Annotated in this window: 14 protein-coding genes; 5 read left to right on the top strand and 9 right to left on the bottom strand. The window is 74.0% G+C overall.

Annotation, left to right across the window (positions count from 1 at the left end):
* Positions 1-73 precede the first annotated feature (73 nt).
* Positions 74-1,468, bottom strand: a complete 1,395-nt coding sequence (locus ABT122_RS09670) for an aspartate aminotransferase family protein (protein WP_351547955.1) — start codon at positions 1,466-1,468, stop codon at positions 74-76.
* 165 nt (positions 1,469-1,633) lie between these two features.
* On the opposite strand from ABT122_RS09670, the gene ABT122_RS09665 reads away from it, so the two are divergent.
* The 4 genes from ABT122_RS09665 (at position 1,634) to dapF (ending at position 5,775) form a co-directional block, all read left to right on the top strand.
* Complete coding sequence (locus ABT122_RS09665; RefSeq protein WP_351547952.1) at positions 1,634-2,233, top strand: DJ-1/PfpI family protein; 600 nt, start codon at positions 1,634-1,636, stop codon at positions 2,231-2,233.
* Positions 2,230-2,862 carry a MarR family winged helix-turn-helix transcriptional regulator gene (locus ABT122_RS09660; protein ID WP_502976124.1) on the top strand — a complete coding sequence of 211 codons (633 nt, stop codon included), beginning with the start codon at positions 2,230-2,232 and terminating at the stop codon, positions 2,860-2,862. The genes ABT122_RS09665 and ABT122_RS09660 overlap by 4 nt, the downstream gene beginning before the upstream one ends.
* Positions 2,863-2,921: 59 nt before the next feature.
* Positions 2,922-4,583 (top strand): serine/threonine protein kinase, encoded by a 1,662-nt coding sequence (locus ABT122_RS09655; protein ID WP_351547949.1) that lies wholly within the window; start codon positions 2,922-2,924, stop codon positions 4,581-4,583.
* A 157-nt stretch (positions 4,584-4,740) separates the two neighbouring features.
* A complete protein-coding gene (dapF, locus tag ABT122_RS09650; RefSeq protein ID WP_351547946.1) occupies positions 4,741-5,775 on the top strand; it encodes a diaminopimelate epimerase in 1,035 nt (344 codons plus the stop codon).
* Positions 5,776-5,851: 76 nt separating this feature from the next.
* On the opposite strand, the gene ABT122_RS09645 is transcribed toward dapF, so the two are convergent.
* The 4 genes from ABT122_RS09645 to ABT122_RS09630 form a co-directional block, all read right to left on the bottom strand.
* Positions 5,852-8,143 (bottom strand): DUF11 domain-containing protein, encoded by a 2,292-nt coding sequence (locus ABT122_RS09645; protein WP_351547944.1) that lies wholly within the window; start codon positions 8,141-8,143, stop codon positions 5,852-5,854.
* Between the two features lie 80 nt (positions 8,144-8,223).
* The gene (locus ABT122_RS09640; protein ID WP_351547942.1) at positions 8,224-10,356 is read right to left on the bottom strand and encodes a hypothetical protein; all 2,133 of its coding nucleotides are present in this window, start codon (positions 10,354-10,356) and stop codon (positions 8,224-8,226) included.
* 14 nt (positions 10,357-10,370) lie between these two features.
* On the bottom strand, positions 10,371-11,789 hold the full coding sequence (locus ABT122_RS09635) for a DUF11 domain-containing protein (RefSeq protein ID WP_351547940.1): 1,419 nt from the start codon (positions 11,787-11,789) through the stop codon (positions 10,371-10,373).
* A 196-nt stretch (positions 11,790-11,985) separates the two neighbouring features.
* Positions 11,986-13,269, bottom strand: coding sequence for an adenylosuccinate synthase (locus ABT122_RS09630; protein ID WP_351547937.1), 1,284 nt, complete (start codon positions 13,267-13,269; stop codon positions 11,986-11,988).
* A 153-nt stretch (positions 13,270-13,422) separates the two neighbouring features.
* Here ABT122_RS09630 and ABT122_RS09625 point away from each other — a divergent pair, with 153 nt between their 5' ends.
* The gene (locus ABT122_RS09625; RefSeq protein WP_351547934.1) at positions 13,423-14,220 is read left to right on the top strand and encodes a diacylglycerol kinase; all 798 of its coding nucleotides are present in this window, start codon (positions 13,423-13,425) and stop codon (positions 14,218-14,220) included.
* Between the two features lie 165 nt (positions 14,221-14,385).
* On the opposite strand, the gene ABT122_RS09620 is transcribed toward ABT122_RS09625, so the two are convergent.
* From ABT122_RS09620 to ABT122_RS09605, 4 genes are all read right to left on the bottom strand, one after another.
* Entirely contained in the window at positions 14,386-15,591 is a 1,206-nt protein-coding gene (locus tag ABT122_RS09620; RefSeq protein ID WP_351547931.1) for a cytochrome P450, read from the bottom strand.
* Positions 15,592-15,681: 90 nt separating this feature from the next.
* The gene (locus ABT122_RS09615; RefSeq protein ID WP_351547928.1) at positions 15,682-16,341 is read right to left on the bottom strand and encodes a response regulator; all 660 of its coding nucleotides are present in this window, start codon (positions 16,339-16,341) and stop codon (positions 15,682-15,684) included.
* Positions 16,338-17,681 carry a sensor histidine kinase gene (locus ABT122_RS09610; RefSeq protein ID WP_351547925.1) on the bottom strand — a complete coding sequence of 448 codons (1,344 nt, stop codon included), beginning with the start codon at positions 17,679-17,681 and terminating at the stop codon, positions 16,338-16,340. Before ABT122_RS09610 ends, ABT122_RS09615 begins: the two co-directional genes overlap by 4 nt.
* Positions 17,682-17,773: 92 nt before the next feature.
* Positions 17,774-18,610 carry an NAD(P)H-binding protein gene (locus ABT122_RS09605; protein WP_351547922.1) on the bottom strand — a complete coding sequence of 279 codons (837 nt, stop codon included), beginning with the start codon at positions 18,608-18,610 and terminating at the stop codon, positions 17,774-17,776.
* Positions 18,611-18,988 lie beyond the last annotated feature (378 nt).

Here is an 18,988-nt window from a genome sequence, read left to right as displayed (position 1 = left end):
GGCCGACGGGCGGGCCCCCACGCCGTGCCCGTCGATTCCTTTGCGGCCGATCACCCGGTGATCCGAACGCCTCTCAGACGGTGAAGCCGTCCGCCACCGTGAGGGCCGCGTCCAGGACCGCCAGTCCCTCCTCCGCCTCCGCCTCGCTGACGTTGCACGGCGGCACGGCGTGCGTACGGTTCATGTTGACGAAGGGCCAGAGCCCCCGCGCCCTGCACTCGGCGGCGAAGGCGGCCATCGGCGCGTTCGCCTCGCCCGTGGCGTTGTACGGGACCAGGGGCTCCCTGGTCTCCCGGTCGCGGACCAGGTCGAGCGCCCAGAAGACGCCCAGGCCGCGCACCTCGCCCACGCTCGGGTGCCGCTCGGCCAGTTCGCGCAGGCCCGGCCCGAGCACGGTCTCGCCGATGCGGGCGGCCTGCTCCACCACCCGCTCCTCGGCCATCACCCGGATCGTGGCCACGGCCGCGGCGCACGCCAGCGGGTGGCCGGAGTAGGTGAGCCCGCCGGGGTAGGGCCGGGTCTCGAAGGTCGCCGCGATCTCCGCCGAGATGGCGACCCCGCCGAGCGGCACATAGCCGGAGTTGACGCCCTTGGCGAAGGTGAGCAGATCGGGTACGACGCCGAAGTGCTCGGCCGCGAACCACTTCCCGGTGCGGCCGAAGCCGGCCATGACCTCGTCCAGCACGAAGACGATCCCGTACCGGTCGCACAGCTCCCGCACCCCGGCGAGGTATCCGGGCGGCGGGACCATGATCCCCGCCGTCCCCGGGATCGTCTCCAGCACGATCGCGGCGATGGTTCCCGGCCCCTCGAAGACGATGGTGTCCTCCAGGTGCTTCAGGGCGCGCTGCGCCTCCTCCGCCCCGGTTGTGGCGTGGAAGGGCGAGCGGTAGAGGAAGGGCGCCCAGAAGTGGACGACCCCGGAGGTGCCGTTGTCGGAGGGCCAGCGCCGGGGGTCGCCGGTGACATTGATCGCGGTGGCGGTTCCGCCGTGGTACGAGCGGTAGGCGGAGAGCACCTTGGGGCGGCCGGTGTGCAGCCGGGCCATCCGCACGGCGTTCTCGACGGCCTCGGCCCCGCCGTTGGTGAAGAAGATCTTGTCCAGGTCGCCGGGGGTGCGTTCGGCGATCAGCCGGGCCGCCTCGGAGCGGGCCTCCACGGCGAAGGCGGGCGCGAAGGTGGTGAGCCGCGCGGCCTGTTCCTGGACGGCGGCGACGACCTTCGGGTGCTGGTAGCCGATGTTGGTGAAGACGAGCCCGCTGGTGAAGTCGAGATAGCGGTTGCCCTCGTAGTCCCAGAAGTACGAGCCGTCGGCGCCCGCGACGGCGAGCGGGTCGATCAGCCCCTGGGCGGACCAGGAGTGGAAGACATGGGCGCGGTCCATGGCCTTCACGGCGGCACCGGCGGCCGGATCGGCGGTGGCGGCGGCGAGCGGGGTGGCGGCGGGCGGCTGCGCTGATGAGGTCATGCGGCCCAGCGTAGGGAGGCGCGGCGGGGGCCCGGCATCACCACCCTGTCTGCCGTACCCGGTCCCGCTGCGGCGTTCTGTCGCGCCGTCCGGGAATCGAACATTGACAGCCTACTGTCGTCATGACAGGCTGCTGTCATATTGGCGCCGGCGGAGGAGTACCCCATGAGCACCCCGAGGACCGTTCATCTCGCCGTCTACGACACCCTCGCCGACTGGGAGACCGGTTACGCCACCGCGCACCTCGCCCGGCACGGCTGGACCGTGCGCGCCGTGGGCCTCACCACCGACCCCGTCACCACCATGGGCGGGCTGCGCGTCCAGCCCGATGCCGCGCTCGACGGGCTGCGGCCCGAGGAGAGCGCGCTGCTGATCCTCCCCGGCGCGAGCGCCTGGGACACGGGCGACACCCTCGCCCCCTTCGCCGCCGCGGCCGGCGCCTTCCTCGGCGCGGGCACGCCCGTCGCCGCGATCTGCGGGGCCACCGCCGGACTGGCGCGCGCGGGGCTGCTCGACCGGCGCGACCACACCGGCGCCGTCTCCTCCTACCTCGCCGCCACCGGCTACGCGGGCGGCGACCGCTACCGCGAGGCCGACGCGGTCACCGACGGCGGGCTGATCACCGCGGGCCCCACCGAGCCCGTCGCCTTCGCCCGCGAGATCCTCGCCGCGCTGGGGGTGTACGAGGGCGAGAAGCTGGACGCCTGGTACCGCCTGTTCCACGACTCCGACGCCTCCGCGTTCGCGGTCCTCGAAGAAGCGTGAGCGGGCCCCTCATGGACAGCGCCGGACCTCCCGTGGACCGCGCCGGGCCCTCCGCGCACGGCGACGGACCTCCCGTGGACGGCGACGGACCGCCCCTGGACCGCGCCGGACCCTCCGCGCACGGCGACGGACCGCCCCTGGACCGCACCGGGCCCTCCGCGCACGGCGACGGACCGCCCCTGGACCGGCGGCGGCAGCAGGATCTCCTCACCCGCGCCGCCCTCGGCGTCTTCCGGCTGAACGGCCACTTCATCGCGGTCTCCGACCGGCTGGCGAAGGAGGCCGGGCTGACGGCGGCCTGGTGGCAGGTGCTCGGCGCGGTCAACCGCGCTCCCCAGCCGGTCGCCGCGATCGCCCGGACCATGGGCATCACCCGGCAGAGCGTCCAGCGGATCGCCGATCTGCTGGTCGAGCGGGGTCTCGCGGCCTACGAGCCCAACCCGGCGCACCGGCGCGCCAAACTCCTCCGCGCCACCGAGGAGGGAAGCGCCGCCATCCAGCGCCTCGACCCCGGCCACGCGGAGCTGGCCGCCCGGCTCGCCGGAGTGCTCGGCCCCGAGCGGTTCGCCGAGACCGTCCGCTTGCTGGAACAGCTCTCCCGGGCCCTGGCCACCGTCCAGGAGGAGTGAGAAGCGCACTATCCTCGACTCCCGTCCGCAGTGCTCGCGATCGGGGGAGGTACGCGGCGATGGATCAGCTCACATCCGGCGATCCACAGCGCATCGGCGGCTACCACCTGCTGGCCCGGCTCGGCGCCGGCGGGATGGGCCAGGTCTATCTGGCCCGCAGCGACCGGGGGCGCACGGTCGCGGTGAAGCTGATCCGGCGGGAGCTGGCCGGACAGGAGGAGTTCCGGGAGCGCTTCCGCCGGGAGGTGCGGGCGGCCCGGCGGGTGGGCGGCCGGTGGACCGCGCCGGTCCTGGACGCCGACACCGAGGCGCCCGTGCCCTGGGTCGCCACCGGCTATGTCGCCGGCCCCGCGCTGAACACCGTGGTCGCCCGGGGCCCGCTCCCCGAGCACTCGGTGCGCGTCCTCGGCTCGGGTCTGGCCCACGCGCTGGGCGAGATCCACGCCGCCGGACTCGTCCACCGCGATCTGAAGCCCTCCAATGTGCTGATCACCATCGACGGGCCGCGCGTCATCGACTTCGGCATCGCCCGCGCCCTGGACACCGACACCACCGGGGGACCCACCCGCGCGGGGTCGGTGATCGGCTCCCCCGGCTTCATGGCCCCGGAACAGGTGCTCGGCGATCCGGTCACGGCGGCCTGCGACATCTTCTGTCTGGGCGCGGTCCTGGTGTACGCGGCGACCGGACGGCACCCGTTCGGCCCGGGGGACAGCGGCCGGCACGCGGTGATGTACCGGATCGTGGAGCGGGAACCGGATCTGTCGGGGGTGCCCGAGGGGCTGACGGCGCTGGTACGGGAGTGTCTGCGCAAGGACCCGGGCCGGCGGCCGGCCCCGGCGGAGGTGCTGGAGCGCACCGGCGCCGGGGCCGCGGCCTCCGGGAGGTTCGACGAGCCGTGGCTGCCCGGTCCCCTCCTCGCCCAGCTGGGCCGGCACGCGGTGCGCCTGCTGGACACCGAGCAGCCCCCGCCGGAGGGCCGGGACGCCCGCACGGGCCCGCCGGAGGGCCGGAACGCGGACACGGCCCCGCCGGAGGGCTGGTACGCGCTCCCGGCCGAGCCGCCAGACCCCGCCCCGACCCGGCCCTATGCCCCGGGCCCCCCGATGCCGCCCCCGCCGGTACCGGCCGGCGAGCCCGGCTTCTGGGAGAACGGGCCCGGGTACGGCGGCACCCCGCCCTTCCCCGGCTCCGTCCCGGCCGCCCCGCGGCCCACCCGGCGCCGGGCCGCCGTGCTCGGCGCGTCCGCGCTGCTGACCGCCCTGGCCGTGAGCGCGGCCGTCTGGTACACCGCGCCCGGGGACCCGCCCCCGGCCTCCCCCGGGCCGGACCCCACCGCGTCCGCGTCCTCCGCCCCGCCCCGCGAGTCGCCGAAGCCGCCCAGCGCCGTACCGGAGGCGTATCTCGGCACCTGGCGGGCGACCTTCGACAACGCCGAGGGCACCCACACCCGCACCATGACCCTCGTCCAGGGCGCCCGGGGCAGCCGGGTCATGACGCTGACCGGCACCGGACCCTCGTACGAGTGCGGCTGGACCGCCACGCTCCGGGCGCCGGGGCCACCGCTGGAGCTGGGGCCGACCCGGGTGACATCGGGCGACGCCGCCACCTGCTCCCCCGGGCAGTGGAGCCGGCTGACGATGCCGGACGACAGCACGGTCGTCCGCGAGCTGGTGGGCTCGGCCGGCGACCCGCTCACCTACACCAGAACCGACTACTGAGCGGTGGGGCGGCCGCGGACCGGCTCGGTGTCCGGCCCGCCGGCGAGGGGTGCCCGGGGCGCTCGGCACGGGCGGCACCGCCGCCCGGAACCGTCCTAGACTGGCCGGACGGGCCGGCGCCGGACGGGAGAGCCGGCCGGAGAGCGGACGGAGCACCATGGCGCTGAGGATCACCAAGACACACGGCAGTCTGAACGACATCTTCGTCATCGACGGAGCCCCGTCCGACCACTTCGCGGAGGCGGACGTCGCCCGCGCCGTGCGACTGCTCTGCGACCGCCGGCTGGGCCTGGGCGGCGACGGTGTGTACTTCATCGCCGACAACGGCGACGGCAGCGCCGAGGCGTACTTCTTCAACCCCGACGGCTCCGCCTCCCTGCTCTGCGGCAATGGCATGCGCGGCGCCGGGCGGCTGCTGCTCGACCGGTACCAGGCCGAGACGGTGGAGCTGCGCACCGGGCCGCACACCTTCACCGTGCGCGCGGCCGAGACGACCCCGCACGGCGTGCGGCAGGTCTCCGTCGAGCTGCCCCCGGTGGACTTCGCCCCCGAGGAGCCGATCGTGGCGGGGTCCGCCGGAGCGCCGTTCGTGGACCGGTCGCTGCCCGCGTACCACCCGTCCCGGCGGTTCTCGGCGGTCGCCGTGCCCAACTCGCATCTGATCACGGTGCTCGGCGACGGCGGCGACGACGGCAGGGGCGGGGGCGGTGACGGCGACCGGTACGACGAGTCGGAGCTGATCGCCACCGGCAGCCGGGTCGCGGAGACCCCGGCCGCCTTCCCGATCGGGGCGAATGTCTCCTTCGTCCGGCCGCTGGGCGGCGGTGAGGTCTTCGTCCGCACCTTCGAGCGGGGCGCCGGGCTGACCCCGTCCTGCGGTTCGGGTGTCGCGGCCTCGCGCGCGGTGCTCTCCCGGCTGGGCCTGGTGGACCCCGGTGAGCCGGTCGTGGTGCGCAACCCGGGCGGGATCGCCCGCAGCTGGCTGCGGACCGACGGCCCGCGCTGGCAGCCGGTGCTGGAGGGCAACGGCACCATCGTCCACACCACCGAACTGGACCCGGCGGCGCTGCTCGGCGAGGGGCCCGTGGTGTACGAGACGCGGCTCGCGCCCGGTGAGGCGGCGGCCTTCGACGCGCTGAGCGGCGACAACCTCAAGGTGCTCCGGGAGGCCGGCGTCGAGACGGCGCTCTGACCCGGCGACCGCTCGCGGGAACCCGAGGGGCGGGCCGTCCTCCTGCGACGGCCCGCCCCTGGTTCCCCCGCCCCGGTCAGGGGGTCTTCTTGGTCACCTCCAGATCGGCGGTCGGCTCCTCGACCGTGCCGCCGGGAGTGCCGGTGGTGGACTCGTTGTTGGCGTCGACCGGGTCGCGGGTGGCGGAGTCGACGACGGCGGTGTTGCGGATGTCGGAGCCGTCCCCGGTGTAGTCCGGGTCGAGCTTCACCCGGAACACCCAGGTCACCGAGGCACCCGGCGCCAGAGTGGCCTGCGGGCCGCATTCGACCTGGTCGCCCGAGACGCACTCGTCGTCGGACGCGACAAAGGTCAGCGCGGACGGCAGGGTGTCGGTCACCCTGACCTCCTCGGCCTGCGAGGGGCCCCGGTTGGTGACGGTCACCCGGTAGTCGAAGGTCTCACCGGGGGCGACCGGAACGCTGGTCACCGGCCGCTTGACGACCGCCAGGTCGGCGGAGGGCGCGGCGACCTGGCCGCCGGGGACCGTCGCCGTGTCGGTGTCGTTCCCGCCGGCCGGGTCGATGTTGTCGGCGGTGACGCGGGCGGTGTTCAGCAGATCGCTGCCGTCGCCCTTGTACGCCGGGTCGATCCGGACCGTGAGGGTGTACTCGATGGTCTCGCCGACCCCGAGCGGGGCGGCCCGCCGGCAGGTGATCGCGAGGCCCGAGACCGTGCATCCGGCGGGTGACGAGGAGACATACGTCAGTCCGGGCGGCAGTTCGTCGGAGAGCCGCACATTGAGCGCGTCCGCCGACGGGCCGTTGTTGGTGACGCGGATGCGGTAGTCGAAGCTCTGGCCGGGGACCGGCGGGGTGGTGCCCACGGCCTCCTTGGTGACCGCGAGGTCCGCGTACGGCTGGTTGACCGCGCTGCCGGGCAGCCCGGCGGGCGGGCTGGTGTTGTTGCCGGGCACGGGGTCGGTGGTGTCCGATGCCGCGGTGGCCGTGTTGGCGATGTCGGAGCCGTCACCCCGGTAGTTCGGGTCGAGCCGGACCGTGAACCGCCAGGTCCTGGTGGCTCCGGGGGCGAGCACCGCCTGCGGCCCGCAGGAGACGTTCTGGCCGGTCGCCGTGCACCCGTCGGGCGAGGCGACAAAGGCCAGCGGGGTGGGCAGCGTGTCGGTGAGCCGGACCGCGAGGGCCTGCGAGGGGCCGTCGTTGGTGACGGTGACGGTGTACTCGAAGGTCTGGCCGGGGGAGATCGGTGTGGTGGTCGTCGGCCGCTTGATGGTCCAGATGTCGGCCTGCGGCCGGGTCACACCGCCGGGCGGCAGCACGGGCGGCGAGGTGTTGTCGGTGGGGTCGGGGTCCTCGGAGTCCGATGTGGAGGTCGCGGTGTTGCGGAGATCGGTGCCGTCGCCGCTGTAGGTCTCGCTGAGCCTCACCTTGAACGTCCAGGAGACCCGGGCGTCCGGCGGGAGCACCCCGAGCGGGCCGCAGGTGACCCGCTGGCCCGAGGCCACACAGGGGTCGGCGGAGGAGACGAAGGTGATCCCGGGCGGCAGATTGTCCGTCACCGAGACGTTCCGGGCGTCGGACGGTCCGGTGTTCCGGGTGGTGATCCGGTACTCGAACTCCTCGCCGGGCACGATGGGTCCGCTGCCGAGCGCGGCCTTCACGGTGTTCAGATCGGAGACCGGGTCGAAGGGCCCGTCCGGCGGCACCGGGTCGGTCTTGTTGTTGTCCGGGTCCGGGTCGACGGCCTCCGACGTGCCGGTGGCGGTGTTCCCGAGGTCGGTGCCGTCACCCCGGTAGGAGGGGGAGAGCTGGACCACGAAGGTCCAGGTCTTGACCTCGCCCACGCTGAGCTGCGGCTCGGGGCCGCAGGTCACGGTCCGCCCGGCGGCGGTGCAGCCGTCCACCGACGACACGAACTCCATGCCCTCCGGCAGGGTGTCCGTCGCGGTGACATCGCGCGCCACCGAGGGGCCGTTGTTCCGGGCGGTCAGGGTGTAGGTGACCAGACCGCCGGGCGGGACGGCGGCCCCGGAGCCCGGGGCGCGGGCGAGCCGGGTCACCACCCCGGCGGCGGAGGCGGAGGCGGCGGATGCCCAGGAGCCCGCGGAGGCGGAGAGCGGCACCGCGGCGGCCGGTCCGGCGTGTCCGGCGGCCTGCCGGGCGTGCCCGGCGGCCTGTCCCGCGTGCCCGGCGGCCTGTCCCGCGAGCCCGGCGGCCTGCCGGGCCTGTACGGCAGCCGGCCCCGCGAGCCCGGCGGACGGTCCGGCGTGTCCGGCGGCCCGTACCGTGCCGGAGCACAGCGACACCGCGCAGACCAGGGCGGCGACCACCGCCCCGGCCCCCGGGAGCCGGCGTCTTCTCGATCTCATCTCGCATCGATTCCGTTCGTGAATCCGGAGCCGTCCATCCGCTGTGCGGCTCACGAGCCCTTCGGATGGACGGCCGTGGGTCAGCCGGTCCGCTTGGTGAGGACCAGATCGGCGGTGGGTGCGGTCACCCGCCCGCCGGGCGGCCCCGACGTACCGCTGTTGTTCGCCTCGTTGGGGTCGTCGGTGTCCGAGGCGGCCACGGCGGTGTTGCGGAGCGTGGTGCCGTCCCCGGAGTACGCCGGGTCGAGCCGCACCCGGAAGGTCCAGGTGGCCGAGGAGCGGACGGCCAGGGCCGCGACGGGGCCGCAGCTCACGGTCCGGCCGGAGGCCGTGCAGCCGTCCGGCGACGAGACCAGGGCCAGCGCGGTCGGCAGCACATCGGTGATCCTGACCCCGCGGGCCGTGGACGGGCCGTCGTTGGTCACGGTGACCCGGTAGTCGAAGGTCTGGCCGGGTGCCACGGGGGTGGCGGTCACGGTCTGTTTGGCGGTGCGCACATCCGCCACCGGCCGGGTCACCCCGCCGGGTGGCGGGGCGGCGGCGCTGGTGTTGTTGGCGGGCACGGGGTCGGTGACGTCGTGGGTGACGGTGGCGACATTGCGCAGATCGCCGCCGTCGCCGGTGTAGCCCGGGTCGAGCCGGACCCGGAAGGTCCAGGAGAGGGACTGGTTCGCGGCGAGGGTGCGGGCCGCCGGACAGCTCACGGCCGCGCCGCTCGCCGTGCAGCCGTCGGCCGATGAGACAAAGGTGAGACCGGCCGGGAGGGTGTCGGTCATCCGCACATTGGCGGTGTCCGACGGCCCGTTGTTCCGCGCCGTGATCCGGTAGTCGAAGGTCTGCCCCGGGCTGACCGGGCCGCTGCCGACACCGCTCTTGAGCGCGGCCACATCCGCCCGCGCGGTCACCGTGGTGGTGGCGCTCGCGGTGTTGTTGGTGGTGTCGGTGTCGGAGCGGTCGGCGGGCGCGGTGACGGTCGCGGTGTTGGTGAGGGTGGCGGGCTGGGCGGGCGCGGTGCCGGTGATGGTGTAGGTCGCGGAGCCGCTCCGCAGCAGATCGACCGTGGTGATGAGGGTGTTGCCGCTGCCCGACGGCTGTCCGCAGGCGCTGCCCGCGGTGGCCGTGCAGGTCCAGGTCACCCCCGTGAGCCCGGGGACGGTGTCCTGCACATACGCGCCCATGACGTCGTTGTCGTCGCTGTTGGAGACCCTGACGGTGTACGTCACCCGGCCGCCGGCCGCCGGGACGGTGGCGGGGCTGCCGGTCTTGGTGACCGAGAGATCGGCCGGGACATTGATCTTCAGATCGCCGATCTCGTGGATATTGGTGGCGCCTCCGGTGCCGCCGGAGAAACCGACCTTGAGGGTGGCGGGCAGGGCCGGCTGACCGGCGATGGTGGTCACGTCGTAGTCGGTGACGATCTCGTTCAGCGCGGTGCCGGGCCCGGTGTCCGACCAGATCGACACCAGCAGCCGGCCGCCGCGGGGCACCACGGTGACCCGTACGGTGCGGTAGTCGCCGCGCCCCCGGGTCTCCACGGTGCCGCCGGGGCCGTCGACGGAGGTGCCGAAGCGGTAGCCGGTGGTGCCGCTGCCGCCGCCGCGCAGCACGATCTTGTTGGCCTGGGTGCCGGGCCCGCCGTTGCCGACGGCGGTGGAGGAGAAGTTGCCGAACTCGTCGATCCCGATGCCCAGGAAGGCGCCGGGCACCCCGGACCGGTTGCAGGGCGGGCCGCCGCCGCAGGCGTAGCCGAGGCTGCCGCCGGGGGCGCCGGTGCCGTTCGGCGCGGCGCCGTTGGCCAGGAAGAAGGCGAGGCCGTCACCGCGCTTGCCGTCGAAGGGGGTGCCGCCGTAGGTGGCGTAGGTGAACTCGGCGACGATGCCGAGCCCGGTGGAGAAGGAGTCGTTCATCTCCCAGCCGCCGGCCTGGCCGCCCGCCGCGCTGGTCAGCCGCAGCCAGCCGCCGCTCTGGTAGCTCGCGGTGCCGGTGAGCGTGCCCAGATTCCCGGCCGGCCCGTCGAAGGGCTCGTGCACGGGGAAGCTGAGCGCGCGGGGGGCCTGCTGCCGCTGTACGGGGGTGGTGCGGGCGCGGTCGTCGCCGCGTGCCCCGTCCCGCGCGGTGGCGTGCTGGGGCACCGGACCGAGCAGTGTCGCGCACAGGGCGGCCAGGACGGCCAGGGCGGTGCGGCGGAGGGCCGTGCGCCGGAGGATTCTCATGTCGGCGGGGCCTCTCAGCGCTCGATGCGGCGGCCGAGCACCACGAGGGCGCAGCCGGCGGCCAGGGTCAGCCCGGCGGACCACGGCAGCCAGCCGGGCACCTCACGGCCGGTGTCGGGGAGCTGCGGGCCGCCCGGGTGCGGCTCGCCCGGGTGCGGCTTTCCGGGGTGCGGCTTTCCGGGGTCGGTGGGGCGGGGCGGGTGGGTCGGCGGATGCGTCGGCCGGTGCGGGTGGACGACGAACAGCGGGCCGCCGTCGGGGCCGGTGGTGCCGGAGGGGTTGCTGTTGTTGCCCGGCACCGGGTCCCGGGTCACGGAGGTGACGGACGCGATGTTGTCGATCTCCCGAACGCGCCCCCCGCCGTGCCCGCCGCCGCCATGGCCACCGCCGCCATGGCCACCGCTGTCCCCGCCGCCGTACCGGGGTGCGCTCTCGCGCACCTGGACGACGATCCGGTGGGTCACGGACTGCCCGGCCGGCAACGGGCCGGGGACCGGGCAGACCACCCGCTGCGCCGAGCCGGCGGCGAGCCGGCAGTCGGGCGATGAGACGAAGCGCAGCAGCTCCGGCAGCGGGTCGGTGACCTGGACGCCCCGGGCGGCGGAGGGCCCGAGGTTGTGGACGGTGATCCGGTACGTGAAGGTCTGGCCGGGGGTGACCCGGCGGCTGCCCGGCGGCAGCTCGGCGGTCTTGCGGAGGGAGAGATCGGCGCTGCCCGCCCCGGGCGGCACGGGGAGCCCGGTGAGGGTGTCCGTGTTGTTGCCGGGGTCGGGGTCGGCGGTCTGGGAGGTGACGGCGACCACATTGGTGATGTCGGTGCCGTCACCGGTGTAGTCGGGCGCCAGGGCGACATGGATCAGCCAGCTGTGAGAGCGGCCCACCGCGAGGGTGGCCAGCGGTCCGCAGGTGATCGTCCGCCCCTGTGCCGTACAGCCGTCCGGCGAGGAGACGAAGACCAGCGCCCGGGGCAGTTCGTCGGTCACGACGACGTCCACGGCCCGGGAGGGGCCGTGGTTGACGGCGGTGACCCGGTAGACGTAGGTCCCGTCGGCGGGGGCCGGGGCCGGGGCGCCGGCGGTGAGCCGCTCAGCGGTGGGGACGGCCGGAGGGGTGGACGGGGGAGCGGTGGACGGGGCCCGGGCGGTGAACTCCGTACGGAGGGCCAGATCGGCTCCCGGGCCCGCCGCGCCGCCGGCCGACGGGGACCCGGAGGAGACGGGGGCGGGGGCCGCCGGGCCGCCGGACCCGGCGCCGGGCGAGGCCGCCGGGGTGAGCGGCGCCGGGGTGAGCGGCGCACCGCCCGGCCCCTCCACCGCGTGCGCTCCGCCGGCCGGCCCCGCCGCCAGGACGCCGGCTCCCAGCACACAGCAGACCGCGATGGACCCGCTGACGCGGCGGAGTGCCCGCGCGGGCAGGCCGTGGATGCTTCTCATGCGGGATGCCCTCCGTGCTCGCCGGTCGATGATTCGCCGACACCACCCCTCCCCGAAGCCCTGTGAATTATCTGATAACCACTCAGAATTCGCCGTAATGCAGTAACCGTGAGTAATCGTCCCGGTGCGCGAAAAGGCCCGGCCCGGGGGTCGCCCGGGCCGGGCCTCTCCGCTCGCGGCCGTCAGCCGGCGGGACCTACAGGAACGAGTTGATCTCGATCGTCTCGGTACGGCCGGGGCCGACCCCGATCGCCGAGATCGGCGCTCCCGACATCTCCTCCAGCGCCTTCACGTACGCCTGCGCGTTCTTCGGCAGATCGTCGAAGGTCTTGGCCTTGGTGATGTCCTCGGACCAGCCCGGCAGCATCTCGTAGACCGGCTTGGCGTGGTGGAAGTCGGTCTGCGAGTAGGGCAGCTCCTCCACCCGCCGGCCGTCGATCTCGTACGCCACGCAGACCGGGATCTGCTCCCAGCCGGTGAGCACGTCGAGCTTGGTGAGGAAGAAGTCCGTCAGACCGTTGACCCGGGTCGCGTAGCGGGCGATCACCGCGTCGAACCAGCCGCAGCGCCGGTCGCGGCCGGTGGTCACACCGCGCTCGCCGCCGATGCGGCGCAGCGCCTCGCCGTCCTCGTCGAACAGCTCCGTCGGGAACGGACCGGCACCGACGCGGGTGGTGTAGGCCTTGAGGATGCCGATGACCCGGCTGATCTTCGTCGGCCCCACGCCCGCACCCGTGCACGCCCCGCCCGCGGTCGGGTTGGAGGAGGTGACGAAGGGGTACGTGCCGTGGTCCACGTCCAGCAGCGTGCCCTGGCCGCCCTCGAAGAGGACGACCTTGCCGGCGTCGATGGCGTCGTTGAGGATCAGTGTGGTGTCGGCGACATAGGGCCGCAGCTGCTCCGCGTACTGGAGCATCTCCTCCACGATCCGGCCGGACTCGATGGCGCGGCGGTTGAAGACCTTGGCGAGGAGCTGGTTCTTGGACTCCAGCGCCGCGTCGACCTTCTGCACGAGGATCGACTCGTCGTAGAGGTCCTGGACGCGGATGCCCACGCGGTTGATCTTGTCCGCGTACGTCGGGCCGATGCCGCGGCCCGTCGTACCGATCTTGCGCGTTCCGAGGAACCGTTCCGTCACCTTGTCGAGCGTGACGTTGTACGGGGTGATGAGATGGGCGTTTCCGCTGATCAGCAGCTTGGACGTGTCCACGCCGCGGTCATTGAGCCCGCTCAGCTCGGAGAGCAGGACGGCCGGGTCGACCACGACTCCATTGCCGATCACCGGGGTGCACCCCGGCGAGAGAATTCCGGAAGGGAGCAGATGCAGCGCGTACTTCTGGTCGCCCACGACGACCGTGTGGCCGGCATTGTTGCCGCCCTGGTAACGCACCACATAGTCCACTGAACCACCGAGCAGGTCGGTGGCCTTTCCCTTGCCCTCGTCACCCCACTGAGCACCGAGCAGCACAAGTGCGGGCACAGGCGTACACCCCTTCCGGGCGGGGCATGTCCAAGGTCAGGGGGCGTGAGCCGTGCCTGAGTCCGCGGACCGGTTGCCCCGGAATAGACGAAGCCCCTGGCGCAATAGCGCAAGGGGCTCTTGCACAAAGATGCTACCCGAGGAAGGACCGAGGTGTCGGCTCACGACCAGCTGCTGGTGGTCATCGACCCGGTCGCCCGCCGAAGTGACGGCGAGTCCGTTCGGATCGCGAAGGATGTGCTGTGCGGCGGCTCGGAGGCGAAAATCTGCCTTCCGGAGGGTCCCGAGGAGTTCGCGCGGGCCCTGGCCCGCAGGGGTTCCAGACGGCCGGTGGTGGTGGGCGACGACCGGGCGCTGCTGCGGGCGGTGGCGCTGCTGCACCGGGACCGCTGGCTCGGGGACGGCGCGCTCGCCCTGGTCCCGGTGGGCCCCGTGGTGGAGCTGGCGCACTCCCTGGGGGTGCCCCGGGGGGCGGTCGCGGCGGCCAGGGCGGTGCTGGACGGGGCGGTGCGGCGGCTGGATCTGCTGGTGGACGAGAGCGACGGGGTGGTGGTGGGGGATCTCACGATCCCCCACGCGCCCGTGTCCGGGGGCGCGGCGGGGGTCTGGGGGGCCTGCCGGCTGCTGGTGCGGTCCCTGGCGCGCCCGGCGCCCGCGGTGCTGCCCGCGGCCCGCTCGCACCGGCACCGGCTGCGGGTGGAGGCGGACGGGGTGCTGCTGGCGGATCTGGACCGGGAGGTGGAAGGGGTGACGGTGCGGGCGGTGGGGGGCCGGGCGGAGGTGGTGGTGCGGCCGGGGGGTGCGGAGCGCCTGACGGCGAAGGCGCTGTCGGTGACCGTGTCGGGCCCGGATTTCCGCTACCGCGCGGACACCCTGATCACGGGCCCGGTCCGCACCCGCACCTGGACCCTCCGAGCCGGAGCCTGGGGCCTGACCCTCCCACCCCCCTGACCCACCCACCTGAAGGCGCCCCCCGCCCCTCCGGCGGGCCGAGGCACGAAAACCAGCCCCTCCGGGGGCACCCGTGGCGCGGGGGCCGTCCTCACACTCCCCGAGCTGCCTCTGGGAGGTACCCCCGGACGGGCCGGGCGGTACGGGTGAGCGGGGCCCTCGGGGCTACAGCTCCACCAGGAGCTGGTCCACACCGCGGATCACATACCCGGGGCTCCACCCCGGCTCCCCCACCAACCTCATCCCCGGCGCCTCCCGCAACAGCTCCCCGAAGGACGCCGCCAGCTCGATCCGCGCCAGCGGCGCCCCCAGGCAGAAGTGGATGCCCGCGCCGAAGGTGATGTGCGGGTTGTCGCGGCGGGCCAGGTCCAGCACGTCCGGGTCGTCGAACCGGGCGGGGTCGCGGTTGGCCGAGCCGAAGAGGAGCGCCAGCTCCGACCCGCGCGGGATCACCGTCCCGCCGATCTCGATGTCGTCCAGCACCCAGCGCTCGAACATCTGGAGCGGGGTGTCGTACCGCATCAGCTCCTCCACCGCCGTGGGCAGCAGCGAGTGGTCCGCCCGCAGCTCCGCCAGCCGCTCCGGGTGGCGGAAGAGCGTCCACCACCCGTTGGCGGTGGTGTTGACGGTCGCCTCGTGACCCGCGTTCAGCAGCAGCACACAGGTGGAGACCATCTCCTGCTCGCTGAGCCGGTCGCCCTCGTCGTGCGCGGCGATCAGCGCCGAGATCAGATCCCCGCCCGGCTCGCTCCGGCGCTCGGCGATCAGCCCCCGCAGATACCCGGAGAACTCCCGCGACGCCCGCACCGCCCGGCGCGCCGTCTCCTCCGACGGGTTCAGCTCGAACATCCCGCAGATATCGGCCGACCAGGGCCGGAGCAGCCCCCGGTCCCCCGGCGGAATCCCCAGCATCTCCGCGATCACCGCCACCGGCAGCGGCTCGGCGACATCCGCGAGCAGATCGCCGCCGCCCGCCTTCCGCACCCCGGCCACCAGCTCCGCCGCCAGCCGGCGCACGGTCGGCTCCAGCGCTGCCACCGTCCTCGGGGTGAAGGCCCTGGTCACCAGCCGGCGAATCCGGGTGTGGTCCGGGGCCTCCAGATCGAGGATGCCGTGGTCGTTGAGCGTGTGGAACGGCTCGTGCTCGGCGGGCGGGGGCGTGCGCCCGAACTCCTCGTGGGTGAACCGGTGCAGATAGGTCCGCCCGAGCCTGCGGTCCCGCAGCAGCGCGGAGACGTCCTCGTAGTGCGGAATGAGCCACTGCCGGGTGGGCTCGAACCAGTGCGCCCGGCCGGTCGCCCGCAGCCGCTCGTACGCGGGGTACGGATCGGCGACGAAAGCGGGCGACCACGGCTCGAAAAGTGCGTCCATAAACGGACGTTAACCCCATCCCACAGCCGGTGACCAGAGCTGTGGACAAAGCTCAACCGGCCCGTGACCAGCACGGAAGGCAGCCGGACGCTATCCGGGGGTGACCAGCCCCGCCTCGTACGCGAAGACCGCGGCCTGGGTGCGGTCCCGCAGCCCCAGCTTCACCAGGACCCGGCTCACATGGGTCTTGATGGTGGACTCCGCGACCACCAGATGCGCGGCGATCTCCGCGTTCGACAGGCCCTGCGCGATCAGCGCCAGCACCTCGGTCTCGCGCTCGGTCAGCTCCCCTATCCGGGAGAGCGACGACACCCGCGGATTCTGGGACAGCTTGGAGAACTCCGTGATCAGCCGGCGGGTCACGGTCGGCGCGAGCAGCGCCTCGCCCGCCGCCACCACCCGTACCCCCTCGGCCAGCTGCCGCGCCGACGCGTCCTTGAGCAGAAACCCCGAGGCCCCGGCCCGCAGCGCCTGGTAGACGTACTCGTCCAGATCGAAGGTGGTCAGCACCAGCACCCTGGACGCGGCGTGGGCGGCGACGATCTCCCGGGTGGCCTCGATGCCGTTCAGCTCCGGCATCCGGATGTCCATCAGGACCACGTCCGGCGCCAGCTCGGCGACCCTGGCCACCGCCTCCCGCCCGTTCACCGCCTCGCCGACGACCTCGATGTCCGGCATCGCGTTCAGCAGCACGGAGAAGCCCTCGCGGACCATCATCTGATCGTCCACGATCAGCACCCTGATGGTCATACCGGCTCCTCGGCGACGGGGGCGTCCAGGGCGACGGGCAGGAACGCGGCCACTTCCCAGCCACCGTCCTCCATGGCCCCCGCGGTCATCTCCCCGCCCAGCATCGACACCCGCTCCCGCATCCCGGTGATTCCGTGCCCCGCCCCCGGCGATGGCTTGACCAGGCCCTTCGGCGCGGTGTTCACGATCCGCAGGCCGAGCCCACCGAGAACGTAACCGATCTCGACCCTGGCCGACGAGCCCGGGGCGTGCCGCAGCGCGTTGCTCAGCGCCTCCTGGATGATCCTGTACGCGGAGAGCTCCACCCCCTGCGGAAGCGGGCGCACCGCCCCGGTGACCGCCTTCTCCACCTCCAGGCCGGCCTCCCGCACATTGCCCAGGAGCCGGTCCAGGTCGCCGAGCACCGGCTGCGGGGCGTCGGGGGCCTCGTAGTCCTCCGCCCGGACGACCCCGAGGATGCGGCGGAGTTCGGTGAGCGCGGCGACGGCGTTCTCCCGGATGGTGACGAACGCCTTCTCCAGCTCGGGCGGCGGGTTCTCCACCCGGTAGGGGGCGGCCTCCGCCTGGATGGCGACCACCGACATGTGGTGGGCGACCACGTCGTGCAGTTCGCGGGCGATGGTGGTGCGCTCCTCCAGCAGGGTCCGGCGGTCGCGTTCGACGGCGGTCACCGACTGCTGCGCCGCGACCTCCTGCCGGGCCTCCCTGCGCACGTACACCACGGTCGTCACCAGCAGGGCCAGCAGGGAGACGAAGAGCATGTGCGGGCTGTTGCCGCCGCTCTCGTCCCCGGCGAACTCGGCCAGCATCGCGTAGACGGCGGTCGCCGTCCACATCCAGACGGAGGTGCGCGGCCGGGTCCGCAGGGCCACCACCGTCAGCACCACCAGATGCGCGAACAGGCCGGCCCCGGTCCAGGGCCACAGGCCCGCGTCCGGGAGGAGCACACTGATGACGGGGGTGGAGGCCAGCGACGCCCAGAACGCCCCGACCGGCCGGACGAGCGTCATCGCCACGGTGGCGGCGGAGATCACGCCGGCCACGAGCGCGACACTGCCGCCGAAGTTGAACGCGAGCGACGCCATCAGCACGGCGAAGGAGATGCCGGCCACCACGGCATGGGGGAGCCAGCCGGCGTACGACCGTATCCGGGCCGGGAGCCGGCGGGTCACCGGTCCGTCGGTGCTCATCCGGGGGAGCGGGCGGTAGGCGAAGGCGTCATGGAAGAGTTCCTGGCGGAGGCCGGCGAGGGCGCCGATCGCCAGGCGGTACTCGGGGCTGCGGGTCTTCTCGGTCACGTACAGAACGGTAGGCGGCCGGACGGACGCGGTCGTCAGCATCTCTGCCGATCCCGCCGCGTCCGTCCTGAGGACTACCGGGGGGCGGTACGGGGTCCACGGGAGGACCCCGCACAGCCAGGGCGTACGAGGGATCAGCCGGCGCCGGCGGCCCGGAACGCGTCCGCGTGCTCCCGGGCCCAGTCGGCGAAGGTCCGCGCCGGGCGGCCGGTGACCTCGGCGACGGTGTCGACGGGGGTACGGCCGACGGGCGGGGTGTCCCGGTAGACCGAGAGCAGGAACCCGATGACGTCGTCGGTGTGCCCGGCCTCCCGCCAGCGGGCGACGGCCTCCTCCTCGGTCAGCTCCACCAGCCGGATCTCCCGGCCGCGCGCGGACGCCAGGGTCTCCGTCTTGTCACCGATCGTCAGCGCCCGCGGACCGGTGATGACGTACTCCCGGCCGCCGTGGCCGTCCTCGGAGAGGGCCACGGCGGCGACCGCGCCGATGTCGCCCTCGTGGACCATGGCGCTGAGCCGGTCCGTGAACGGCTCGCGGACCTCGTCGGCGGTGCGGACGGAGTCGGCCCACTCCAGGGCGTTCGCCATGAACTCCACCGGCATGAGCACGGTCCACGGCAGCGGCCCGGACCGGACCGCGTCCTCCAGCGGGGTGGGCCCGCCGCCGTGCAGCACGGTGACCCGCCGCACCCCGGCGGCCCGGGCCGCCTCCAGGATGCGGGGGCCGGTCTCCAGCGGGGTGAAGAAGCCGTCCCCGAAGGTGATCAGATGGAGCCCGGTGACACCCTCCAGCGCCCCGGCCAGGCTCCCGGGGCCGGTGAGATCCCCGCGGACCACCTCCACATCGGCGGGGAAGTCCACGGTGGCGGGGTCACGGGTGGTGAGGGCGCGGACGGGGAGGCCGCGGTCGAGCAGCTCCCGGACGATCTGGCGGCCGACGGTGCCGGTGGCTCCGGTGACGAGATGAGTCATGGGGCAACCGTAGGGACCATTGCGGACAGTTTCGGTCCGCGATACCGCCCCGGTGCGCCCGCGCTCTTCTGCGGAGCTGCTCCCTGGGGGTGGCCCAGGACGGGCTGGGGGTGCTCACCCCGTCCGGAGAGCCGGGGCACGCATTCCAGCCCTCCGTCGGTTGAGCCGCACCACCCCAGCCCCTCCGGCGACCTCAGCAACCCCGGCCTCCGTCGGTTGAGCCGCACCACCCCAGCCCCCGCTGGGGACCTGGGTAACCCCAGCCCCTCCGGCGACCTGAGCGCCCCAAGCCCCTCCGGCGATTGAGGAGCGGGGGTTCGGGGGGCGGGCCCCCCCCGGGGCCCCCGCGTTGGGGGGTGCTGTGGGACAGGGTCCGTC

This window comes from Streptomyces sp. NPDC001985 (assembly GCF_040296845.1).
GTDB lineage: Bacteria > Actinomycetota > Actinomycetes > Streptomycetales > Streptomycetaceae > Streptomyces.
This window is presented reverse-complemented; position numbering and strand designations above follow the sequence as displayed.

Coding starts and splice junctions, on each gene's coding strand:
- ABT122_RS09670 (WP_351547955.1), bottom strand. CDS start 1,468: ATGACCTCATCAGCGCAGCCGCCCGCCGCCACCCCGCTCGCCGCCGCC.
- ABT122_RS09665 (WP_351547952.1), top strand. CDS start 1,634: ATGAGCACCCCGAGGACCGTTCATCTCGCCGTCTACGACACCCTCGCC.
- ABT122_RS09655 (WP_351547949.1), top strand. CDS start 2,922: ATGGATCAGCTCACATCCGGCGATCCACAGCGCATCGGCGGCTACCAC.
- dapF (WP_351547946.1), top strand. CDS start 4,741: ATGGCGCTGAGGATCACCAAGACACACGGCAGTCTGAACGACATCTTC.
- ABT122_RS09645 (WP_351547944.1), bottom strand. CDS start 8,143: ATGAGATCGAGAAGACGCCGGCTCCCGGGGGCCGGGGCGGTGGTCGCC.
- ABT122_RS09640 (WP_351547942.1), bottom strand. CDS start 10,356: ATGAGAATCCTCCGGCGCACGGCCCTCCGCCGCACCGCCCTGGCCGTC.
- ABT122_RS09635 (WP_351547940.1), bottom strand. CDS start 11,789: ATGAGAAGCATCCACGGCCTGCCCGCGCGGGCACTCCGCCGCGTCAGC.
- ABT122_RS09620 (WP_351547931.1), bottom strand. CDS start 15,591: ATGGACGCACTTTTCGAGCCGTGGTCGCCCGCTTTCGTCGCCGATCCG.
- ABT122_RS09615 (WP_351547928.1), bottom strand. CDS start 16,341: ATGACCATCAGGGTGCTGATCGTGGACGATCAGATGATGGTCCGCGAG.
- ABT122_RS09610 (WP_351547925.1), bottom strand. CDS start 17,681: ATGCTGACGACCGCGTCCGTCCGGCCGCCTACCGTTCTGTACGTGACC.
- ABT122_RS09605 (WP_351547922.1), bottom strand. CDS start 18,610: ATGACTCATCTCGTCACCGGAGCCACCGGCACCGTCGGCCGCCAGATC.